The sequence below is a fragment of the Ectobacillus sp. OTK genome, assembly GCF_059698935.1.
Genome location: NZ_AP048547.1, coordinates 1,163,267 through 1,184,844, shown reverse-complemented (window position 1 = coordinate 1,184,844; position 21,578 = coordinate 1,163,267). Strand labels below are relative to the sequence as shown.

General features: G+C 39.8%; 15 protein-coding genes and 2 pseudogenes. 6 read left to right on the top strand and 11 right to left on the bottom strand.

Going from position 1 to position 21,578, the window contains the following annotated elements; translation table 11 throughout:
* Window positions 1–31: 31 nt before the first annotated feature.
* The 5 genes from tkt to xylA (AC6HZ4_RS05825) form a co-directional block, all read right to left on the bottom strand.
* Entirely contained in the window at window positions 32–2,047 is a 2,016-nt protein-coding gene (gene tkt / locus AC6HZ4_RS05845; RefSeq protein WP_497494045.1) for a transketolase, read from the bottom strand.
* A 136-nt stretch (window positions 2,048–2,183) separates the two neighbouring features.
* Window positions 2,184–3,230, bottom strand: a complete 1,047-nt coding sequence (locus AC6HZ4_RS05840) for an aldose epimerase family protein (RefSeq protein WP_497494044.1) — start codon at window positions 3,228–3,230, stop codon at window positions 2,184–2,186.
* A 17-nt stretch (window positions 3,231–3,247) separates the two neighbouring features.
* A complete protein-coding gene (locus tag AC6HZ4_RS05835) occupies window positions 3,248–4,231 on the bottom strand; it encodes an aldo/keto reductase (protein ID WP_497494043.1) in 984 nt (327 codons plus the stop codon).
* Window positions 4,232–4,266: 35 nt separating this feature from the next.
* Window positions 4,267–5,766 carry a xylulokinase gene (xylB, locus tag AC6HZ4_RS05830; RefSeq protein WP_497494041.1) on the bottom strand — a complete coding sequence of 500 codons (1,500 nt, stop codon included), beginning with the start codon at window positions 5,764–5,766 and terminating at the stop codon, window positions 4,267–4,269.
* Between the two features lie 230 nt (window positions 5,767–5,996).
* Window positions 5,997–7,328 carry a xylose isomerase gene (gene xylA, locus AC6HZ4_RS05825; protein WP_497494040.1) on the bottom strand — a complete coding sequence of 444 codons (1,332 nt, stop codon included), beginning with the start codon at window positions 7,326–7,328 and terminating at the stop codon, window positions 5,997–5,999.
* A gap of 263 nt (window positions 7,329–7,591) precedes the next feature.
* On the opposite strand from xylA (AC6HZ4_RS05825), the gene AC6HZ4_RS05820 reads away from it, so the two are divergent.
* Window positions 7,592–8,764: an ROK family protein gene (locus AC6HZ4_RS05820; protein ID WP_497494038.1), complete on the top strand. Its 1,173-nt coding sequence runs from the start codon at window positions 7,592–7,594 to the stop codon at window positions 8,762–8,764.
* A gap of 98 nt (window positions 8,765–8,862) precedes the next feature.
* On the opposite strand, the pseudogene AC6HZ4_RS05815 reads toward AC6HZ4_RS05820, so the two are convergent.
* From AC6HZ4_RS05815 to xylA (AC6HZ4_RS05790), 6 genes and pseudogenes are all read right to left on the bottom strand, one after another.
* Window positions 8,863–8,964 (bottom strand): annotated as a pseudogene (locus AC6HZ4_RS05815) (MFS transporter); the annotation flags it as partial.
* Window positions 8,964–9,326: pseudogene (locus tag AC6HZ4_RS05810) on the bottom strand (HPr(Ser) kinase/phosphatase); the annotation flags it as partial. The pseudogenes AC6HZ4_RS05815 and AC6HZ4_RS05810, both read right to left, overlap by 1 nt.
* A complete protein-coding gene (locus tag AC6HZ4_RS05805) occupies window positions 9,327–10,280 on the bottom strand; it encodes a sugar ABC transporter substrate-binding protein (protein ID WP_497494037.1) in 954 nt (317 codons plus the stop codon).
* 188 nt (window positions 10,281–10,468) lie between these two features.
* Window positions 10,469–10,915 carry a ribose 5-phosphate isomerase B gene (gene rpiB, locus AC6HZ4_RS05800; RefSeq protein ID WP_497494036.1) on the bottom strand — a complete coding sequence of 149 codons (447 nt, stop codon included), beginning with the start codon at window positions 10,913–10,915 and terminating at the stop codon, window positions 10,469–10,471.
* 161 nt (window positions 10,916–11,076) lie between these two features.
* On the bottom strand, window positions 11,077–12,474 hold the full coding sequence (gene xylE / locus AC6HZ4_RS05795) for a D-xylose transporter XylE (RefSeq protein ID WP_497494035.1): 1,398 nt from the start codon (window positions 12,472–12,474) through the stop codon (window positions 11,077–11,079).
* A gap of 851 nt (window positions 12,475–13,325) precedes the next feature.
* On the bottom strand, window positions 13,326–14,657 hold the full coding sequence (xylA, locus tag AC6HZ4_RS05790) for a xylose isomerase (RefSeq protein ID WP_497494034.1): 1,332 nt from the start codon (window positions 14,655–14,657) through the stop codon (window positions 13,326–13,328).
* Window positions 14,658–14,921: 264 nt separating this feature from the next.
* On the opposite strand from xylA (AC6HZ4_RS05790), the gene AC6HZ4_RS05785 reads away from it, so the two are divergent.
* The 5 genes from AC6HZ4_RS05785 to AC6HZ4_RS05765 all read left to right on the top strand — a co-directional run bounded on the left by AC6HZ4_RS05785 (window position 14,922) and on the right by AC6HZ4_RS05765 (window position 21,163).
* Window positions 14,922–16,097, top strand: coding sequence for an ROK family transcriptional regulator (locus AC6HZ4_RS05785; RefSeq protein ID WP_497494033.1), 1,176 nt, complete (start codon window positions 14,922–14,924; stop codon window positions 16,095–16,097).
* A gap of 559 nt (window positions 16,098–16,656) precedes the next feature.
* Window positions 16,657–17,799, top strand: coding sequence for an endo-1,4-beta-xylanase (locus AC6HZ4_RS05780; protein WP_497494032.1), 1,143 nt, complete (start codon window positions 16,657–16,659; stop codon window positions 17,797–17,799).
* Between the two features lie 325 nt (window positions 17,800–18,124).
* Complete coding sequence (locus tag AC6HZ4_RS05775) at window positions 18,125–19,285, top strand: Gfo/Idh/MocA family protein (RefSeq protein WP_497494031.1); 1,161 nt, start codon at window positions 18,125–18,127, stop codon at window positions 19,283–19,285.
* Between the two features lie 20 nt (window positions 19,286–19,305).
* Window positions 19,306–20,043 carry a ThuA domain-containing protein gene (locus AC6HZ4_RS05770; RefSeq protein ID WP_497494030.1) on the top strand — a complete coding sequence of 246 codons (738 nt, stop codon included), beginning with the start codon at window positions 19,306–19,308 and terminating at the stop codon, window positions 20,041–20,043.
* A 22-nt stretch (window positions 20,044–20,065) separates the two neighbouring features.
* Window positions 20,066–21,163 (top strand): Gfo/Idh/MocA family protein, encoded by a 1,098-nt coding sequence (locus tag AC6HZ4_RS05765; RefSeq protein ID WP_497494029.1) that lies wholly within the window; start codon window positions 20,066–20,068, stop codon window positions 21,161–21,163.
* Window positions 21,164–21,578: the final 415 nt, after the last annotated feature.

The window sequence follows — 21,578 nt, the reverse complement described above, 5'->3', positions numbered from 1 at the left end:
TAGTTAATACAGCTGTTCGAAGGATATAGCATTATAACCGTGATTTAATCTGCTTTACGATATTTTCCACTGTAAATCCGTATTCCTTTGCAATACGGTCCCCAGGAGCTGATGCCCCGAATGTAGAAATGCCGATAATTAATCCCTCTCGTCCAACAAAATGTGCCCATCCTTGCGGAGAACCTAACTCTATAGCTACATTCAGCCTAATATCCGGCTGGAGAATAGCCTGTTGGTACGAAGCTGGTTGTTGTTCAAACAATTCCCATGATGGCATACTCACGACACGCGTCCTGATTCCCTCTTTTGTCAGTGCATCTTTCACACCTATTGCCAGCGCTACTTCAGAACCTGTTGCAATCAGTTGCACCTCAGGAGACTCCTGCGCAGATTCCGCTACCACGTATGCTCCCTTTTCAACATTTGCGCATGCTATTTGATTTTCTACTACAACAGGTATATTTTGCCGGCTTAATACTAATACAACCGGCCCTTCTTGATTCTTTACAGCATACTTCCATGCAGCGGCCGTTTCGTTTGCATCAGCCGGGCGGAGGACTTTCACATTTGGAATAGACCGTAATGCTGCTAACTGCTCAATCGGTTCATGGGTTGGTCCATCTTCCCCTACGTAAATGCTGTCATGTGTAAACACATATGTTACTGGTAAATTCATTAGCGCCGCTAGTCGAATGGCCGGACGAAGATAATCAGAAAAAACAAAGAATGTAGAGCCAAACGGCTTGATAGCGCCATGTAAGGACATTCCATTTAGAATTGCTCCCATTGCAAATTCTCGAACCCCAAAGTAAACATTTCGCTCTCCATACTGACCAGGAGCAAATCTTCCTTCTCCATTTAAGTGAGTCATCGTAGAAGATTCTAAATCTGCAGATCCTCCCATTACGCTTGGTACTTGCTTGGCCAATGCGTTTAATACTTGTCCAGAAGCAACACGTGTGGAAATCGCTGTTCCTAGCTCATAGCTCGGTACATTCTCTTGCCATGCAGGAGGTAATTCCCCTTGTATATCCTTCTCTAGACGATAAGCAAGCTCTGGATACTCTTGTTTGTACTGTTCCAATAACTGTTCCCACTGCTGGTTGGACTGAATACCTTTTTCTTTTACTTCTTGATAGTACGCTTTTACTTCCTCTGGAATATAAAAGTCTTCTTGCGGCCATCGATAAAATTCTTTTGTTAGTTTAATTTCTTCTGCACCTAGAGGAGAGCCATGCGTACCTTGATGTCCTCCCTTACCGCCCTTATTCGGACTTCCATATCCTAAGGTTGTTTTCACCTCAATTAAAGTAGGCTTTGTTAGCTCATTCTTTGCTTCAACTAATGCATGCTCGATTGCATGTAAGTCATTTTGGCTATTCACTTGAAGTACCTGCCATCCATACGCCTCAAACCGTTTCCCTACATTCTCCGAAAATGACAGATGGGCTTCGCCATCAAGTGTAATATTATTCGAATCGTACATCATGATTAGCTTGCCTAGTTGTAAGTGTCCTGCAAGAGATGCAGCCTCTGCGGACACACCTTCCATTAAATCCCCATCTCCGCAAATCACATATGTATAGTGATCTACAATCGGGAAGTTTTCTTGATTATATACAGCTGCAAGATGTGCTTCTGCCATAGCCATTCCTACGCCCATTGCTACCCCTTGCCCAAGGGGACCTGTCGTCGCATCAACACCAGGAGTATGTCCATATTCAGGATGTCCCGGCGTTTTGCTTCCCCATTGTCTAAACTGTTTAATATCTTCTAAGGACACATCATATCCGCATAAATGCAGTAAGCTGTACAACAGCATGGAACCGTGACCGGCAGACAAAACAAAACGGTCTCGATTAAACCAAGATGGATTCGCAGGGTTATGATTCATAATTTTTGACCATAATACATGTCCCATTGGAGCTGTTCCCATTGGCATACCTGGATGACCAGATTTCGCTTTTTCTACTGCATCGATAGATAAAGTGCGTATTGTATTTACAGCTAATGTTTCTACTGCTGCAAGATCTGTTACATTATTCACTATAATTCTCCCTTCAGACACTACATGTTTTCAGTAAAACTGTGCTGTCTATAAATCTCTGTATTTTATAGCCTGCAAGTCGGCAGAAAATTCATTCCTTGCCCTTTCGTAAATCATTTTCACCAGCTCTGATTAATTAAATCAATTTAAAAGCATATTTTGTCTTAGTTGAATAAATTTCATTTGCCTCAAGTACTGCAGAAGGAAAGTCTGGGTTATTTATCATGTTAGGCGGTATTTGCGTTTCCAGACATAAACCTAAATGCTTCTCGGACGGTACTCCTCCTATTGTAAAACCATTTTCCAGGGAGTTTCCTGTATAAAGAACAACGCATGGTTCATCCGTCTCGATTTCAAGCTTCCTGCCGCTTTCATGATCGACCAGTACGATCTCCTGTTGATGATTTGCATTTAATAGGAACGGATGGTCATACCCTCCGCCAACAATTTTCGTTTGTGGGTGTTCAGAATTAACCCCTTGCAAAATTTGCTGGCCCTTTCTAAAATCAAATACTGTATCATCAACAGATAAGGCTTTTCCCGTTGGTATGAGAGATGAATCAAGCTCCAAAAAGCTATCGCTTTTTAATGTTAGCTCATGCTCTAAAATTGTCCGCTTTAAATTACCGCTTAGGTTGAAGTAAGAATGGTTTGTCAGATTAACAATTGTTTTTTTATCAGAAATACCTTGATAGGAAATAACGATTTCATTTTCATTATTCAATGAATAGGTTACATGAAGTTTAAGGTTACCTGGAAATCCCTCTTCCCCATCAGGACTTGTATAGGAGAATGCTATATTTACTTCATCCGTTTTTGTTTCTACGGATGAACTCCAAATGACATTATGAAAGCCATTATTCCCTCCATGGAGATGGTGCTCGTTTTCATTTTTTGCTAATGTAAAAGTTTTATCATCCAAGGTAAACCTTGCATCCTTAATCCTTCCGCTTATTCGGCCGATGATACAGCCAAAATACGGTGAATAGTTCAGATACTCTTCTAGTGTATCGTAGCCTAGTACCACATTTTCCTTTACCCCATTTTTATCGGGTACCATAATCCTTGTAATGGTGCACCCGTAATCAATACAAGTAAGCTCCATCCCTTTATCATTTCGGATTGTATACGATGTAATTACTTGCCCATTTAATTCTCCAAAGGTTTCCTTTAGGGCTTCCACTATATCCCTCCTGACTTTTAATATGGTCCTCTAATGAAATCTCTAACATTTTCCTCATAAAACTGAGCAATGCTTTGGAATTCCTCTGGTGAAAATGATTTTTCTTCAATGGCTTTCAGGTTCTCTATTATTTGACGTTCATTTTTAAATCCTGGAATCACACACGAAATTTCATCCTGGTCCAATATCCATCTTAAAGCCGCTGTTGTCATCGAATGCCTTCCTTCTGCAATCCACGAAAGCTGTTCTGATAATTCAACACCTTTAGCAAATCCAAGACCTGCAAATGTTTCACCAACGTTAAAAGCTGCCCCGTTTTCATTAAAATTACGGTGATCGTCTGCCTCAAAGGTATGTTCCTTTGTAAATTTCCCTGTCAGCAACCCGCTTGCAAGCGGCAGACGGACAAGAATGCCAACGCCATTTTTCTTTGCTTCCGGAAATAGCTTTTCAAGAGGCTTTTGGCGGAACATGTTAAAGATTACTTGTAAAGCTTTAACATTGGGGTTTTGCAGGCATAGAAGCCCTTCCTGGGCAGTCTCCACACTAACACCGTAGTGACGGATTTTTCCTTCCTGCTGTAATTTATCAAGTACCTCAAATACCTGTCCGTTTTGTAAAATTTCAATTGGCGGACAATGAATTTGGTATAAATCTATTGCTTCTCGGCCGAGCCGCTTTAAACTTGCTTCACAATAAGAACGGACTGCCTCATATGAGTAAGTTTCTTTTGAATGGATATCTCCCGCCCGGCAAAACTTAGTCGCGATATACACTTGATCTTCTTTACCCTTTGTAGCTTTAGCCAGTAACTCTTCACTGTGTCCATCCCCGTACACATCAGCAGTATCGAAAAAATTCACGCCCTGCCCGATTGCATAATCTAGCGCCTTCAAAGATTCCTGATCGTTTGTTTTCCCCCAGGAGCCTCCGATTGCCCATGTCCCAAAGCTGACTTCACTTACAGAAATCCCTGTGTTACCCAATTTTCGATAGTTCATCGTCTACTCTCCTTAATTCAAAAGATTATAACGTTTTATTTTCTGAACTCCTGCAGCTGTTCATTAAGAACCTTCGTTTGTTCATAGACCTGTTTATAAATGCTAAACAGCTTTTGATACTTTGCTACATTCTCCTTGATTGGTTGATAGGTTTTAACTGGCTCGATGAATTTGTCAGCACATTCCAGTAAGGATGAAAACCAGCCGCATCCAAATGCCGCAAGCATTGCAGCACCCATTCCTGGTCCCTGCTCACTTGAAAGCTTCACAATATTTGCATCAAAAATGTCAGCCTGCATTTGTAGCCAAGCTTCATTTTTTGCTCCTCCGCCAATCGATACAATAGTATCAATCGTTTTTCCATTTTCCCTAAAGATTTCGATAGATTCATTTAGCGAAAACGTAATGCCCTCCAGCACCGCACGGACAAAGTCATGACGCTTATGAGATGCATCCATTCCGATAAAGCTTCCGCGGATAACCGAATCGGCATGAGGTGTCCGTTCACCAACCAAATATGGCGTAAACAACAGGCCATTCGCACCAACTGGAACCTGATCTACACCTTGTAATAGCTGCTCAAATTCTTCCTTCTCTGCGAAGGTATCTTTAAACCAGCTCAAACTATAACCGGCAGCTAAGGTTACTCCCATTGTGTAAAAAGCGTTCTCTTCCCCGTGGTTGAAATAGTGGACCTTCCCTTGAAAGTCTTGATCATTACGCTCTTCATAGGAAAGAACAACCCCTGAGGTCCCAATGCTGCATAATGTTCTTCCTTCCGATAAGATTCCAGATCCTATCGCTCCGCACGCATTATCTGCGCCGCCGGCAAATACCTTAACGGATTCAGAAAGACCTGTTCTATTCGCGAAATCAGACGTGATTGTTCCGACTAATTGATGGGATTCTACGAGCGGCGGGCAAAGTTCAGATTTAATACCAACAAGCTCACAAATTTCTGTACTCCATGTTTTCTTACTTACGTTTAAAAGCAGCGTTCCTGCTGCATCAGAATATTCGCTATGAATTTCTCCTGTCATACGATAGCGCAAATAATCCTTTGGCAGCATGAATACACTTGCCTTTTCAAAAACTTCGGGTTCATATTGTTTCACCCATAGCAGCTTTGGCAAAGTGAAGCCTTCCAGAGCTGGATTTTTTGTAATTTCGAGTAATCGTTCTGTTCCGACAATTTCATTAATTAGCCGGCATTGCTCTGTTGTTCTCGTATCATTCCAAAGAATTGCGTTTCGTAATACTTGATGCTTCTCATCAAGCAACACAAGTCCGTGCATTTGCCCAGAAAAACTGATACCTTCAATATCTTCAGCATTCCCCTGGAATTTTTGAACGAGTTCTGCAAGGCCTTGCGCAGTTTTCTCTACCCATTCTTCCGGATTTTGTTCACTATATCCCGACTTTTCCTGAATAAGCGGATAAGATTTAGAAACCTCATGACAAACTTCTCCATTTTGGTTGATAAGTAAGATTTTAACTGCACTTGTTCCAAGGTCTACCCCAATTACATACTTCATCTATATCACCCTTTCATTTAATGATCATACTAGGCTATAAAAATGTGCTGGAATGATATACTGTTCCAGCACATTTCTTTTTTAAAAAATAGGTGGGCAAATAACAAATTTGAGGATGACTAGCTTCAGCGCCCAGCCCTGCAGTCAAATAACCATCGCTGTACTGTGTGGGTTGTTTGACTGCCAGGGCTAAACAGAGCGCCCGCACTTTTCACACATTTCCTGTTTTGTTATACAGTTACATTCGATAATGTTTCCAGTAAGTATTGGTTTACCACTGCTTTTAATCGTTCTTGACGGCCGGACTTGTTCTTGATTTCTCCAAGGCCTAGCGCGTATTGCTCAAGCTTGCGGAAATCCGCTCTACCTTCCACAATCTCCAGGCCGATGCCTTCTGTGAAGCTGCTGTATCTGTCAGCAATCACATCCTCTAATACTCTATCTTCAATAAGTTTATTCGCTACCTTCAAGCCGATTGCAAATGCATCCATTCCGGCAATATGAGCATGGAATAGATCTTCTGGTTCAAAGGAGCCTCTTCGTACTTTAGCATCAAAGTTAAGTCCGCCTTTGCCAAGTCCGCCGTTCAGTAGAATTTCATACATTGCTAACGTAGTAGAATATAAATCAGTTGGGAATTCATCCGTATCCCAGCCAATCAGCGTATCTCCTTGGTTCGCGTCTACGGATCCAAGCATACCGTTAATGCGGGCAACACGCAGTTCGTGTTCAAATGTATGACCGGCAAGAGTCGCATGGTTCGCCTCAATATTGAACTTAAAGTGGTCTTGAAGATCGTATTTTTGCAAGAATGCAAGACCAGTCGCAACGTCAAAATCATATTGGTGCTTTGTTGGCTCCTTTGGCTTCGGTTCAATTAAGAACTGGCCATCAAAACCAATTTCCTTTGCATAATCAACAGCCATATGGAAGAAGCGGGCCAAATTATCCTGTTCAAGCTTCATGTCTGTATTTAATAATGTTTCGTAGCCTTCACGGCCGCCCCAGAATACATAGTTTTCTGCCCCAAGCTCTTTTCCGATTTCAAGACCTTTTTTCACCTTTGCAGCAGCATAGGCAAACACATCGGCATTATTGGAGGTTGCTGCCCCATGAACATATCGTGGGTGCGTAAACGCATTCACTGTGTTCCAAAGTAATTTCGTTTTGCTTGTTTTCATATAATCCTTAATCATCGCAACGATTGGATCAAGAGCATCGTATGTTTCCTTTAGTGTGTTTCCTTCAGGCGCGATATCGGAATCGTGGAAACAGAAGAACGGTACATTTAGCTTCTCAAACAATTCAAACGCTGCTTCTACACGTGCTTTCGCTAGGTCTAAGCCTTTATAATGATCCCAAGGGCGCATCATTGTTCCTGCACCGAATGGATCCGTTCCATCAGCAGCGAATGTATGCCAATATGCAACGGAAAAGCGCAGAATTTCCTCCATTGTTTTTCCATTGATTTTTTCTTCTGGATTGTAGTATTTAAATGAAAGTGGATTTTTTGATGTTGGACCTTCAAACTGAATTTGGTTAATATTTTGGAAATAAGCCATTTAAAACGTCCTCCTCTTTGGTTTTCACATTATGAACTCACAAATTATTTTTTTGTTGTTATCGCTTACAACACACTAAAAATAAAACAACTATATGCCAAGTTTCCTTCGGCTGTACAACTTATGAATTGATTATATCACCACAAACTTTGTTTGTCTATCGGATGAACAAAGTTTATAATAATTAATAGAACCAATTTAGAAAAATAAAATCGTTATAGCAGATGTACAACTGCTATACAAAGAAGGGGACGGAAATTATTATGCAAGTGATCTGGAATCAACAGTTAGTAAAAAAGGAAAATAAGTCAATTGTCTTAAATCTAATTATGAATCATTCCCCTATTTCACGTGCTGATATCGCGCAAACATCCGGTTTAAACAAAGGAACAGTTTCATCATTAGTAGCAGAGCTGCTGGAGGAACAGTTAATTTATGAGTCTGGCCCAGGTGAATCCAGCGGGGGCAGACGCCCGGTAATGCTCCTGTTTAACCAAGGTGCCGGCTATTCCATTGGACTTGACCTTGGTGTCAACTATATTCTCGGAGTCCTAACCGATCTTCACGGAAACATTGTGACTACGAAAAATGAAAAGTATACAAATGTATCTTTTGAAGATACTCTTAATCGTGTGAAAAGTGTTATTTCCTTTTTAATTGATGCTGCCCCTCCCTCTCCCTATAGAATCGTCGGAATCGGAATTGGTGCACCCGGAGTTTTAAACAAAGAAGGAGATATTTTGCTTGCTCCCAACCTAGGATGGAAAAACGTTTCACTAACAGCAGAGCTTGAAAGAATGTTCAATGTACCTGTTATTGTCGAAAACGAGGCAAATGCCGGTGCTTATGGAGAGAAAAAGTTTGGACTAGGGCAGCCCTTTGATAATCTGATTTATGTAAGTGCGGGAATCGGGATCGGAACAGGCATTATTATTAATGGTGAGCTGTATAAAGGGGTTAATGGATATTCAGGTGAATTCGGGCATATGACAATTGACAAAAACGGAATGCAATGCCGATGCGGAAATAAAGGCTGCTGGGAACTGTATGCATCTGAACAATCCCTGATATCAAAAGCTAATGAAATGAACCTGGGAATAAAAAATGATATCAATTTGGGCGAAATCATATCACTTGCAGAAAATGGTGAGGAAACAGCCATTCAACTATTGGAAGAAATCGGCCAAAATCTTGGCTTGGGGATCATTAATATCATCCATGCATTTAATCCGCAGCAAATTATCATTGGAAATCGCCTTGCAGCAGCAAGACAATGGATTGAGTCCCAGGTTCGGGACGTGATAGACAGATTTACATTGTCTTTTCATCACACAGGTATTAAAGTCCATTTTTCAGATTTATCCCTTCCCTCTTCCGCCTTGGGAGTGTCCGCTTTTTCAACCGAAGTATTCCTTAGGTCAAAACTGCAACTATAGTAAAGTAAGCTTATTTTTAGATTAATAACAATAATAATACATAAAGACTGCCGTGAAATTCAGCGACAGTCTTTATATTTCCTATGTTCTATAATGTATTATGCTGATTTATTCCAAACTGTCTCCATTTCCTCTAGGGTCTTCCCTTTCGTTTCAGGGACAGACTTCCAAACAAATATAGCTGAAAGTACGCTCATTAATTTGCAGCAGCTTCAATTAACCCCGACACGTCTCGACCAGGTTGGAGCTGAATCTCAATATAAGGAATTTAAACGCCCATATATTCTGTAAATGTAGGTTCGTGCTCTAATTCATTATTAAGGGAATTTTTTTGCCATTTTGTTAATTCGATATCGAGCGCGATCCTCGGTTCATCCTGAAAAGCTTTTCTCCCATATAAGCGGACCACATTCAACAGTCCGACACTACGTAGAGCAAGAAATTCCTTCGTTCTCCTATCATGAGTACCGAGAATAGTTCGTGGACTGAGCTTTTTCAATACGACGACGCCATCAGCTACTAGCCTGTGACCTCTGCCAATCAATGTATGTGCCATTTCGCTTCACTTCAACAATTGTTTCAGAAAATCTAGCTTCTGTTTCGCATTATCCTTAGTGATAATATCTATACCAGTATCTATATTTTTTGCAACTTTTTCTCCCTTTATCACTTTCACTGCAGTTTCCACACTTATATAGCCCATATCATAAGGATTCTGTGCTATTGTACCAGTGAGAGTTCCATCTTCTATTAAATCCACCATTTCGATAACTCCATCCGCTCCTACAATCGGCATTTTATACCTATGTTCCTTAGTGACCTCGAAAACACTTAGTGCTATGATATCATTTACAGCAAATACCCCTTTAACATCAGGATGATCCTGTAAAATATTTGTCATTGCTTTTTTAACAGATGAAAGTTCGTCCCGTAATTTTACTGTGTCTACCAAGACTGTAACGCCTGCGTCTTCTAAACTATATTTAACTCCGTTTATTCGTTCACTAAAAACTTGATTGGTTAAAAATCCGTCAAAAAGGGGAAGGGCCACCTCATCTCCAGGTTGCAGTTGCGATGCTAATAATTCCCCTGCTTTTCTTCCTAGTTCAAAATTATCAGTACCAATATAGGAAGTTTTATTTTCCCAGAGGTCATTTGTGTCTACTAACAATACGGGAATATTGTTTTTGTCAAACTCCTTTAAGATAGGAATATTAGATGCAGAAATCGGAGCGACAATTACTACGTCTGGCTTTTCTTTAAGAACATTTTTTAATATATCGTTCTGTTCTTCTACGGATCCGTCATGAGTTGCGAGAACTTTACCATCTATATCAAAATCACGAAATCCCTTTTCTACCCCTCCTTTAACAATTTTCCAATACTGTGAATCTAATTCTTTTAAAACAGCAACCACTTTAGGCTTATCATTTTCTCTAAGGAACTTAACTGTATAACCTATTAAGGCGGTTAAAAAGAAAACGCAGAATAATAGGATCATCCATCTTTTCTTCATTATTCATCATCCTCTCGTGCCGCTATGGATAGATGAGTCTTAAAAACGGTTCTGATAAGATACCCAATAATTAAGGAAAGAAAATTGTAAAAACTGTACCGTGCAAGACCATACATTTAATGGTTTCAGGTGTTGGGTACTTAGCCAAGGCAATAAAGCCATCTTCCTGATATAATATGTTCCTGATTTTACTCAAAAGTCACTTCATATGCTGTTATTTTATTGACACGATTTTCATGCCTACCACCTTCGAAGGGGGTTGTTAACCATATTTTCGCAATATCTCGAGCTAAGCCCGGACCAATGACACGTTCTCCCATAGCCAATATATTTGTATTATTATGTTCTCTCGTTGCCTTGGCACTGAATGTATCGTGTACAAGCGCGCAACGGACTCCTTTTACTTTGTTAGCTGCAATACTCATTCCAATTCCTGTACCACAAATTAGAATACCTCGATCCACTTCACCACTTGCCACCTTTTCAGCCACTGGAATCGCGTAATCTGGATAGTCAACAGAGGTGTTACATTCACACCCTAAATCTACATACTCTATCTTCAGCTCTTCCATTAATGAGATTATTTCTTTACGAATATTCATTCCACCATGATCAGACGCAATTACTACTTTCACTTTTTTTCCTCCTAGCACCTTTTGACTACATTCCCATCAACAGGAACATTCATCATGTTCGTTGTTCCCTTTTCACAAACAGACACGCCACCAATAATAAAATATAAAGACTGCCGGGAAATTCAACGGCAGTCTTTATATTTCCTAGGTTTTATAATGTATTACGCTGATTTATCCCAATATGTTTCCATTTCCTCCAAGGTCTTCCCTTTTGTTTCAGGAACAAACTTCCAAACAAATACAGCTGAAAGTACACTCATTAGACCATAGAAACCATAGGTTAAACCGCCACTATATTCCATCATCATTGGATAAGTAGATGAAATCAGGTAGTTAGCAGCCCATTGTGCCGCTACAGCAACAGCCACGGCTTGTCCACGAATTTTGTTAGGGAAAATTTCAGAAATCAATACCCAACATATTGGTCCCCATGACATCATGAATGAAGCTGTGTATATAATAATGAATACTAACGTACTAATTCCAATAATATTTGAGAAGGCCATTCCTGCTACACCAAACATACCAATAGCCATACCGATGGAACCTGTTATTAATAAAGGTTTACGTCCCCATCTATCCACAGTCATGATGGCAACAACAGTAAAGATAACATTGACTAATCCCATAACAATTGCCTGTAACATGGAAGCATCTTTTGCAGCTCCCATACTTTCAAAAATATGTGGCGCATAATATAAAGCAACGTTGATACCAACAAACTGTTGGAATACAGAGAGAAGGACTCCAGTAACAATCACTAATTTCCCATAAGCGAATAGTTTTTCGGAAGAAACATTTACCTTCATCGTTTGTTTAATTTCAGTCAAGATGGATTTCGCCTCTGCAGAACTATTATTAATTTTAGTAAGAATGGCTAGAGCTTTATCATCTTGATTTTGTATTACTAAGTATCGAGGTGTTTCTGGCACGAAAAATAAAAGTATACCAAATAATAAAGCTGGAATAGCTCCTGAAGCAAACATATATCTCCAACCCATATCGTTTATCCATTCTAATGTCTCTCCGTTAGCAATGCCCCAGTTAACAAAGTAAACAACCAACATACCAAAAATAATCATAAATTGATTGAACGAAACCAACCGACCACGAATATCAGCAGGAGCAATTTCCCCTATATACATTGGGCAAATTGCAGATGCCAAACCAACGCCAATTCCACCTATTATTCGGTACACGTTAAAGGCAAGCAACAAAGAGATCGTTGGTTCTCCTTTTGTGAAAAATAAAAACTCAGGATAAGCAGCCCCTAAGGCTGATACAATGAATAGTACAGCTGCTATCATAAGTGAATTTTTACGACCAAAATTTGACGCGAAATAACCAGATAAAAATCCTCCGATGATACAGCCTATTAATGCACTTGAAATTGTTGCTCCGTGCGCTAATGATCCTAAGCCTAAGCTATCGATAAAATATGCCCGTATTGATGCTTCGGCACCAGATATTACAGCTGTATCATAACCAAAAAGCAAACCACCAATAGCAGCTACTAACGTAATTGAAAAGATATAAAGTGAGTTTCGTTTTTGTTTCATAGTTTGCTACAAACAGATTTTAATAACCAAAAAGAACATTTATTTATATAAGTTTAACAAATGACTTATAAATAACCATGCAGCATCATTCATTAGTTATCTTGCCATTATATAATAAATATTAATAACTCTTTCAATCCCATTCTGATTTTTATAGCGTTTTCAAAACACATTATTATTTATACAGTTAGAGAAGTTTCAAACAACCTGTTTCTTTTTGGTTTATTATTCTAAAATCTATCTGTATACTCCCTTCTATTTTGAATTTACAAATGACTTACGGAACAAACTATACCCCAAATACTTACTGTAATCAGTTCTTAATCTCCCTTTAAAAACAATAGATTGAATTAAACAGAATAATGACTAAGACATGACAGTTTTTCACAGCTAAACATTTGTAGTATTCATCTCTAATACGTTTCATTACTTTTAATAGTTAATTCGTGCTAATCAACTACGTTGTATTGTTAATAAACGTTGAAATCGTTCTCATATGGATTATATCAAACCCCAACTTGGCTTGTTCACCATGTGAACTATTTTTTTCTCTTTCACGTGAAAAGCACTTTATTTGACGTTCTGCCTAAGCAGTATAGGAATCGATTTCAGATTTCGTTTTACATTCAAAAGCGTAAAAAAGTCAATAGGAATGAAAGCTACTGATATCATTTTTTTCAAATAGCCTGCATATTTGAAATTAAACTGGTTGTTATACCGATAATTTTGTGTACTCCACACAATTTCACCTGTATCACCTTTTTATTTAATAATTATACTAGATGATAAAAACATGCTGGAACAAAACACCATTCCAGCATGTTCCTTATTTATTGGGATGTTCGTTTCTATTATACAGTTACTCTTGCTAACGTTTCCAATAGGTATTGATTTACCAATGCTTTTAATCGTTCCTGACGGCCGGATTTGTTCTTAATTTCTCCAAGGTTTAACGCATATTGCTCAAGCTTATGGAAATCCGCTCTGCCTTCCACGATCTCTAAGCCAATACCTTCTGTGAAGCTGCTGTATCTATCAGCGATCACATTCTCTAATACCTTGTCCTCGATCAGCTTATTCGCTACCTTCAAGCCGATTGCAAATGCATCCATTCCGGCAATGTGGGCATGGAACAGATCTTCTGGTTCAAAGGAGCCTCTTCTTACCTTCGCGTCAAAATTAAGTCCGCCTTTGCCAAGACCGCCGTTCAATAGAATTTCATACATTGCTAATGTTGTAGAATATAAATCTGTCGGGAACTCATCTGTATCCCAGCCAATTAGTGTATCCCCTTGGTTCGCATCGACAGATCCAAGCATACCGTTAATGCGGGCAACGCGCAGTTCGTGTTCAAATGTATGACCGGCAAGCGTCGCATGGTTCGCTTCGATATTGAACTTGAAGTAGTCCTCAAGATCATATTTTTGCAAGAATGCTAGACCAGTCGCAACATCAAAATCATATTGGTGCTTTGTTGGCTCTTTTGGCTTCGGCTCAATCAAGAATTGGCCGTCAAAACCAATTTCCTTCGCATAATCAACAGCCATATGGAAGAAGCGTGCCAAATTATCCTGTTCAAGCTTCATATCCGTATTTAATAATGTTTCGTAGCCTTCACGGCCGCCCCAGAATACATAGTTTTCTGCCCCAAGCTCTTTTCCGATTTCAAGACCCTTTTTCACTTTTGCGGCAGCATAGGCAAATACATCCGCATTATTGGAAGTAGCTGCGCCGTGGACATATCTCGGATGCGTAAACGCATTCACTGTATTCCAAAGCAATTTCGTTTTGCTTGTTTTCATATAATCCTTAATCATCGCAACAATCGGATCAAGAGCGTCATATGTTTCCTTTAGTGTGTTTCCTTCAGGTGCGATATCGGAATCGTGGAAGCAGAAGAAAGGTACATTTAGCTTTTCAAACAATTCAAATGCTGCTTCCACACGCGCTTTTGCCAAGTCTAACCCTTTATAATGATCCCAAGGGCGAATCATCGTTCCCGCACCGAATGGATCTGTTCCATCAGCAGCGAATGTGTGCCAATACGCAACGGAAAAGCGTAAGATTTCCTCCATTGTTTTTCCATTGATTTTTTCTTCTGGATTGTAGTATTTAAATGAAAGCGGATTTTTTGATGTTGGACCTTCATACTTAATTTGGTTAATATTTTGGAAATAAGTCATGTGAAATTTCCCCCTCTTTTGTTTCATGTTATACATTCACGAATGATTTTGTTGTTACCGTTTACAACAAGCTAAAGATAGAATCAGAAGAACAACTATGCACCGGTTCTCTCTCAGCTGTGTAACTTATGAAATGATTATATCACTACAAACTTTGTTTGTCTATCGGATGAACAAAGTTTTTTATAATTAAAATTTATTCAGAAGAATAAAATCGCTATAATAGATGTAAGGCTATTGTAAAAGAAAGGAACGGAACTCATTATGCAGACTACCTGGAATCAACAGTTAGTAAAAAAAGAAAATAAATCGGTTGTATTCAACCTGATTATGAACAATTCTCCTATTTCACGTGCGGATATCGCCCAAACATCCGGTTTAAACAAAGGGACAGTTTCATCATTAGTAGCAGAGCTGCTGGAGGAACAGTTAATCTATGAATCCGGTCGGGGCGAATCCAGCGGGGGCAGGCGCCCAGTAATGCTTTTGCTTAACCAAGGAGCCGGTTATTCCATTGGGCTTGACCTCGGTGTCAACTACATCCTCGGTGTCTTAACCGATCTTCACGGAAACATTGTGGCTACCAAAAATGAAAAATATACAAATGTATCCTTTGAGGATACTCTTGACCGTGTAAAAAGCGTCATTTCCTTTTTAATACAGGCTGCCCCTCCCTCTCCCTACGGAATCGTCGGAATTGGAATTGGTGCACCAGGCATTGTGAACAAGGAAGGAGATATTCTGCTCGCCCCCAATCTTGGCTGGAAAAACGTTTCACTAACAGCATCACTTGAAAACATGTTCAACGTACCCGTTATTGTCGAAAACGAAGCAAATGCTGGTGCTTACGGGGAGAAAAAGTTCGGACTCGGACAGCCTTTTGATGACCTGGTTTATGTAAGCGCAGGGATCGGGATCGGAACCGGCATTATTATTAATGGTGAGTTATATAAAGGAGTTAATGGATATTCAGGTGAGTTCGGGCATATGACAATTGATAAAAACGGGATGCAGTGCCGATGTGGAAATAGAGGCTGCTGGGAGTTATATGCGTCTGAACAATCCTTGCTATCAAAGGCAAGTGAAATAAACTTGGGCTTAAAAAATGATGTCAATTTAAGTGAAATCATCTCACTTGCCCAAAATGGTGAGCAAGCAATCATTCAACTATTGGAGGATGTTGGCAGAAATCTTGGCTTGGGGATTATTAATATCATCCATGCATTTAATCCTCAGCAAATTATCATTGGAAGCCGTCTTGCAGCAGCAAGACGATGGATTGAACCTCAAGTTCGGGACGTTATTAGCAAATTCACATTGCCGTTCCATCAAACAGATATTAAAGTTGATTTTTCAGATTTATCATTGCCTTCTTCTGCGTTGGGAGTTGCAGCTTTTTCAACTGAAAATTTCCTTAGGTCAAAACTCCAAATGCAGTAGGGTAAATGTATTTTTTATATGAATGACGCCAATGATCGTAAATAAAGCCTACCGTGACCGTGAGATTCAACGGCAGGCTTTATTTACGACGTTGCCTTTAACAACAGTGATTCAATGAGAAGCATTGAAAAAACAGATTTAACTCGCTTGGAGGGTCCTAAATCGTATAAACCTCTTATGTTAAACAGATTTTCCTATCATGTAATAGACATAGGGGTTAAACCTGTTTCTTGGATAGAGTGTGCAGTAGCCATTATTATACAAGAACTTGAGGAGGTACTCTTTTTTTTATTTAAAAACCCTTGGTACACAAGGGCTAAGGGCTTTCAAATTGGTTCAATCTAAAAAAAATTCAAAAAACTTAGTTAGTTCGATATACAAACTAACTAAGCCCTGTTATAATAAACTCGAGCCAGGATACTAGAGCTACAAAAGTTTTCAAAGTGAATTGAAAACCCTTTCTTCATATCCCCTGGCTAGAAAACTATAAAAAAAGGAGGTTTAATTAATCATTTTAGAAAGCCTTTTCAAAAAATATTTTTTTAAAGGAGATCAAAACGTGCTAAAAATTCTACGTAAACCTGTTATTTCCGGATTAGCCTTAGCCTTATTGCTACCTGCAGGAATGAATAGTGTATCTGCTGCAACTGAGCCAGTTAGTGCATTAGCAGTACAACCAATGGATGAAAGATATAAAGATTCCTTCACAATTGGTGCAGCCGTTGAACCTTATCAATTAGAAGGCAAGGACGCTGAAGTGTTAAAGCGCCATTATAATAGCATCGTTGCAGAGAATGTCATGAAGCCTATTAACATTCATCCAGAAGAAGGCAAATTTAACTTTACAGAGGCAGATAAAATTGTCAAGTTTGCTAAAGAAAATAATATGGACTTACGCGGCCATACCCTTGTCTGGCATAGCCAGGTACCAGATTGGTTCTTCCTTGATGAAGAAGGAAAGCCAATGATCAATGAAACAGATCCAAAACAACGCGAGAAAAACAAAAAGCTTCTATTAAAGCGCTTAGAAACCCATATTAAAACAATCGTAAAACGTTATAAAGATGATGTAAACTCTTGGGATGTTGTTAATGAAGTAGTCGACGATTCAGGAAACTTACGTCAATCTCCATGGTACCAAATCACTGGTACTGACTATATCAAAGTCGCTTTTGAGACGGCTAAAAAATATGCTGGAAAAGACGCTAAACTTTATATTAATGATTACAATACAGAAATAGAACCAAAAAGAGCTGCGCTATATAAGCTAGTTAAGGATTTATTGGCGCAAGGTGTTCCAATTGATGGGGTTGGCCATCAGTCTCACATCCAAATTGGTTGGCCTTCTATTCAAGAGATTGAAAAGACCATTAACATGTTTGCCGATCTTGGGTTAGATAATCAAATTACTGAGCTCGATGTTAGTCTTTATGGCTGGCCACCAAAACCGGCGTATCCGACTTATGATTCAATTCCAGAAAGTGAATTCGAACGCCAGGCAGTACGTTACGACCAGTTATTTGCTTTATATGAGAAATTAGGTGATAAAATTAGTAATGTAACATTCTGGGGCATTGCTGATAATCATACATGGTTAAACGACCGTGCGGAACAGTACAATAACGGAGTAGGAAAAGATGCACCTTTTGTTTTTGATACAAATTACAATGTAAAACCTGCCTACTGGGCAATTATGGACTAAAGAATAGGAAACTAGTAAATCAGCTCCGTAACCTCGGAGCTGATTCTTTGGATTTTACGCGTATCTCACGATAGAATTCAGATACTGATTATAGAAGAATCCCTATTTACTTAAGATGCGGTTCACCTTGATTAATTCTAAACATCTTCTTAGCTCCCCCACTCTGCTATGTATATTGCTAATAGATAAAAAACAACCTTAAACATCTGAGTTTTTTCTATAGCAACTTAGTTTATACGCTATACAAACTAAGTTTACGCTGTTACAATTTCACTATACAATGTATGCGATTTCAATGCATGAAAATGGGAGGAATTACAAACACATGGAGACTATTAAAATTGGAATGGTCGGCTACAAGTTTATGGGTAAAGCACACAGTCATGCCTATCGTGATCTTCCGCTCTTTTTCCCAAAAAGCATTCACCCTGAAATGAAGGTTATCTGTGGACGCAATCCCGAGGGGGTTGCTGAGGCAGCAAAACAATTCGGTTGGGCGGAATACGCAACTGACTGGAGAGGCCTTTTAGAAAGAGACGATATTGACTTAATTGATATTAATGCACCTAGTGATGTACATAAGGAAATAACCATTGCTGCAGTTCAAGCAGGCAAGCACGTTTTTTGTGAAAAACCGTTAGCACTTACGTTGAAGGACGCGAGAGAAATGCTTGAAGCTGTTGAAGCTGCTGGAGTTAAACATATGGTCGGTTTTAACTATCGGTTTGCTCCTGCTGTGATGTTAGCCAAAAAGCTAATTGAAGAAGGTAGCTTAGGTGATATCTACCATTTTCGTGCATGGTTTTTACAGGATTGGCTTATTGATCCAGACTTCCCTCTTGCATGGAGGCTTCAGAAGGATATTGCAGGTTCAGGATCCCATGGAGACTTAGGCGCCCATCTTATTGACATGGCTCACTATCTCATTGGTGACATTACCGAGGTTATTGGAATGAGTGACACGTTCATCAAAGAAAGACCTCTTCCTACCAATATGACAGGCTTATCAGCAACGGTTAGTGATCATGCAGAAAAAGGCGAAGTTACTGTAGACGATGCTACATTATTTTTAGCCCGATTTGCTAACGGTGCTTTAGGAAGCTTTGAAGCTACTCGTTTTGCTTCCGGTCATCGCTGCACAAATTCCTTTGAAATTAACGGCAGTAAAGGAAGTGTGATTTTTGACTTTGAACGAATGAATGAATTGCAGGTGTATTTCACTGATGACAGAGCTGATGTGCAAGGCTTCCGCCGTGTATTAGCGACTGATCCTGCCCACGCCTTTGCTAAAGCATGGTGGCCGCCAGGACATACAATCGGTTATGAGCATACCTTTATTCATGAAGTTGTTGAGTTAATGGCAGCATTCCGCGAGGACCGCCAGCCTGTTCCAAACTTCCGCGATGGCGTGAAATGCCAAGAAGTATTGGAAGCTGTCGATTTATCAATTGAAAAACGTCAATGGATTAAGATTTCAGACATGTAAATAAAAGGAGTGTTTCACAAATGAAAAAGCGTGCAATGATCGTTTGGGGCGGCTGGGATGGTCATGAACCAGAACAAGTGGCACAAATCTTTAAAGGAATCCTTGAGGAAGAAAACTTTCATGTAGAAGTTTCAAATTCACTTGATTCCTATGCAGACGTTGAAAAACTGAAGTCATTAGATTTAATCATTCCCCACTGGACAATGGGAGAAATTGAAAAAAAATATGTATTGAATATATCTGAAGCTGTTATAAATGGTGTTGGCTTAGCCGGATGCCACGGCGGAATGTGCGACTCATTCCGAAACAACGTTGACTGGCAATTTATGACCGGCGGAAATTGGGTAGCACACCCTGGTAATGATGGTGTGGAGTACATGGTTAATATCAAGCATTCTACAAGTCCGCTATTAGAAGGCTTGTCTGATTTTAAAGTTGTCAGTGAGCAGTATTATCTCCATGTCGATCCTGCGGTAGAAGTGCTCGCAACCACACGCTTCCCAGTTGTTGACGGTCCGCATGCTACGAATAAGGCAGTTGATATGCCTGTCGTATGGACAAAACGCTGGGGCCTGGGAAATGTGTTCTATAATTCATTAGGGCATCAAGCTAATATCGTGGCGATGCCAGAGGTTTCCCTTATCATGCGCCGCGGCTTTTTATGGGCTGCTGAAGGAAAGAAACGAGCCAAGACATTAGCAGGAACATCTGGTAACGGAAATCGCACTGTATATTCAGGTATGGGAGATAGTCAATAAATTATATAATGGGGGAGCCAATATGAAAAAACTTAAAACTGGTATTGTTGGCTGTGGAAATATCAGTTCAATCTATATGGAAAATTGTCAAAAATTCGATCATCTCGAACTTGTTGCATGTGCAGACTTAGATAAACAACGCGCACAAGCTCAAGCTGCAAAACACGGTATTCCTAAAGCCTATTCAGTACAGGAACTCCTTACAGACCCTGAGATTGAATTAGTTATTAATTTAACGATTCCAAAGGCCCACGCAGCCGTTTGTATCCAAGCACTTGAAGCGGGTAAACATGTTTATACGGAAAAACCTCTTGCAGTTACACGTGAGGAGGGACAACAAATTTTAGAAACGGCCAAGAAGCAAAACCTCTTAGTTGGCAGTGCGCCTGACACCTTCTTAGGTGCGGGTATCCAAACAGCAATTCATCTCATTGAACAAGGTGAAATCGGCGTTCCCATTGGGGCGTCTGCTTTCATGATTACCCGCGGCCATGAACATTGGCATCCAGACCCTGCATTCTATTATGATATTGGGGGCGGCCCAATGTTTGATATGGGGCCTTATTATTTAACAGCTTTGGTATCTCTATTGGGGCCAATTAAACGAATTTCTGGGTCAACTCGCATTAGCTATCCAGAAAGAACAGTCACTAGCGAACCAAAAGCTGGTACTAAAATACAAGTTGCAACCCCAACTCATATCTCGGGCACTATAGATTTTGCATCTGGTGCAATCGGAACAATTACAACAAGCTTTGACGCTTTTGGGGGAACATCGCTGCCTCCTATCGAAATATACGGCAGTGAAGGTACATTGCTAGTTCCCGATCCAAATACGTTTGGAGGACCTGTCCGCATCAGAAAACGTGACGAAAAAGAATTTGTAGATGTGCCCCTGTCTTATGGCTATTCACAAAACAGCAGAGGCCTTGGTGTAGCAGATATGGCTCAAGCTATCCTCAATGGAAGCACATATCGTGCAAATGGCAAATTAGCTTATCATGTTTTAGAAGCAATGCATGGCTTCCATGATTCCTCGGATAATGGAAAACACTATATAATGGAAAGTACTTGTGAGAGACCTCAATCTTTGTCTCTAAAACAACCAACGAGTATCTAAGGAATTTCTACTATTTAGATATGATTGAACTCCCCCACCTACTCGCTAATGCTCCTTTCCCACAAGGGAACTTCCGTTGGTCGAACGAAGGTGGGGGATTCTGTATCTTCTTCCTAGGAAGAGTTTGGGGGATAAGGAGAATATCCTTCACCTACCATTCCCATTTTTCTCAAAGCAGCCTCGTCTCGTCAGCCAGTTGAAAAAGAACAGAATGGATAATCCTCAAATAATTACATTAAAAATCTACCAACAGGAAAAAGGGCACTTTTTTAGGTCTCTTATTCAATTAAAGCACCGTTGAACTAAGATATTAAAACAAAGCTTGCACTGTATTCCTAAAATTTCCTACTACGCTGAATTCGCTTCCAGCTGGAAATTTATGCGTTCTTACAGTGGAACAAGATTCTTTAAGAAA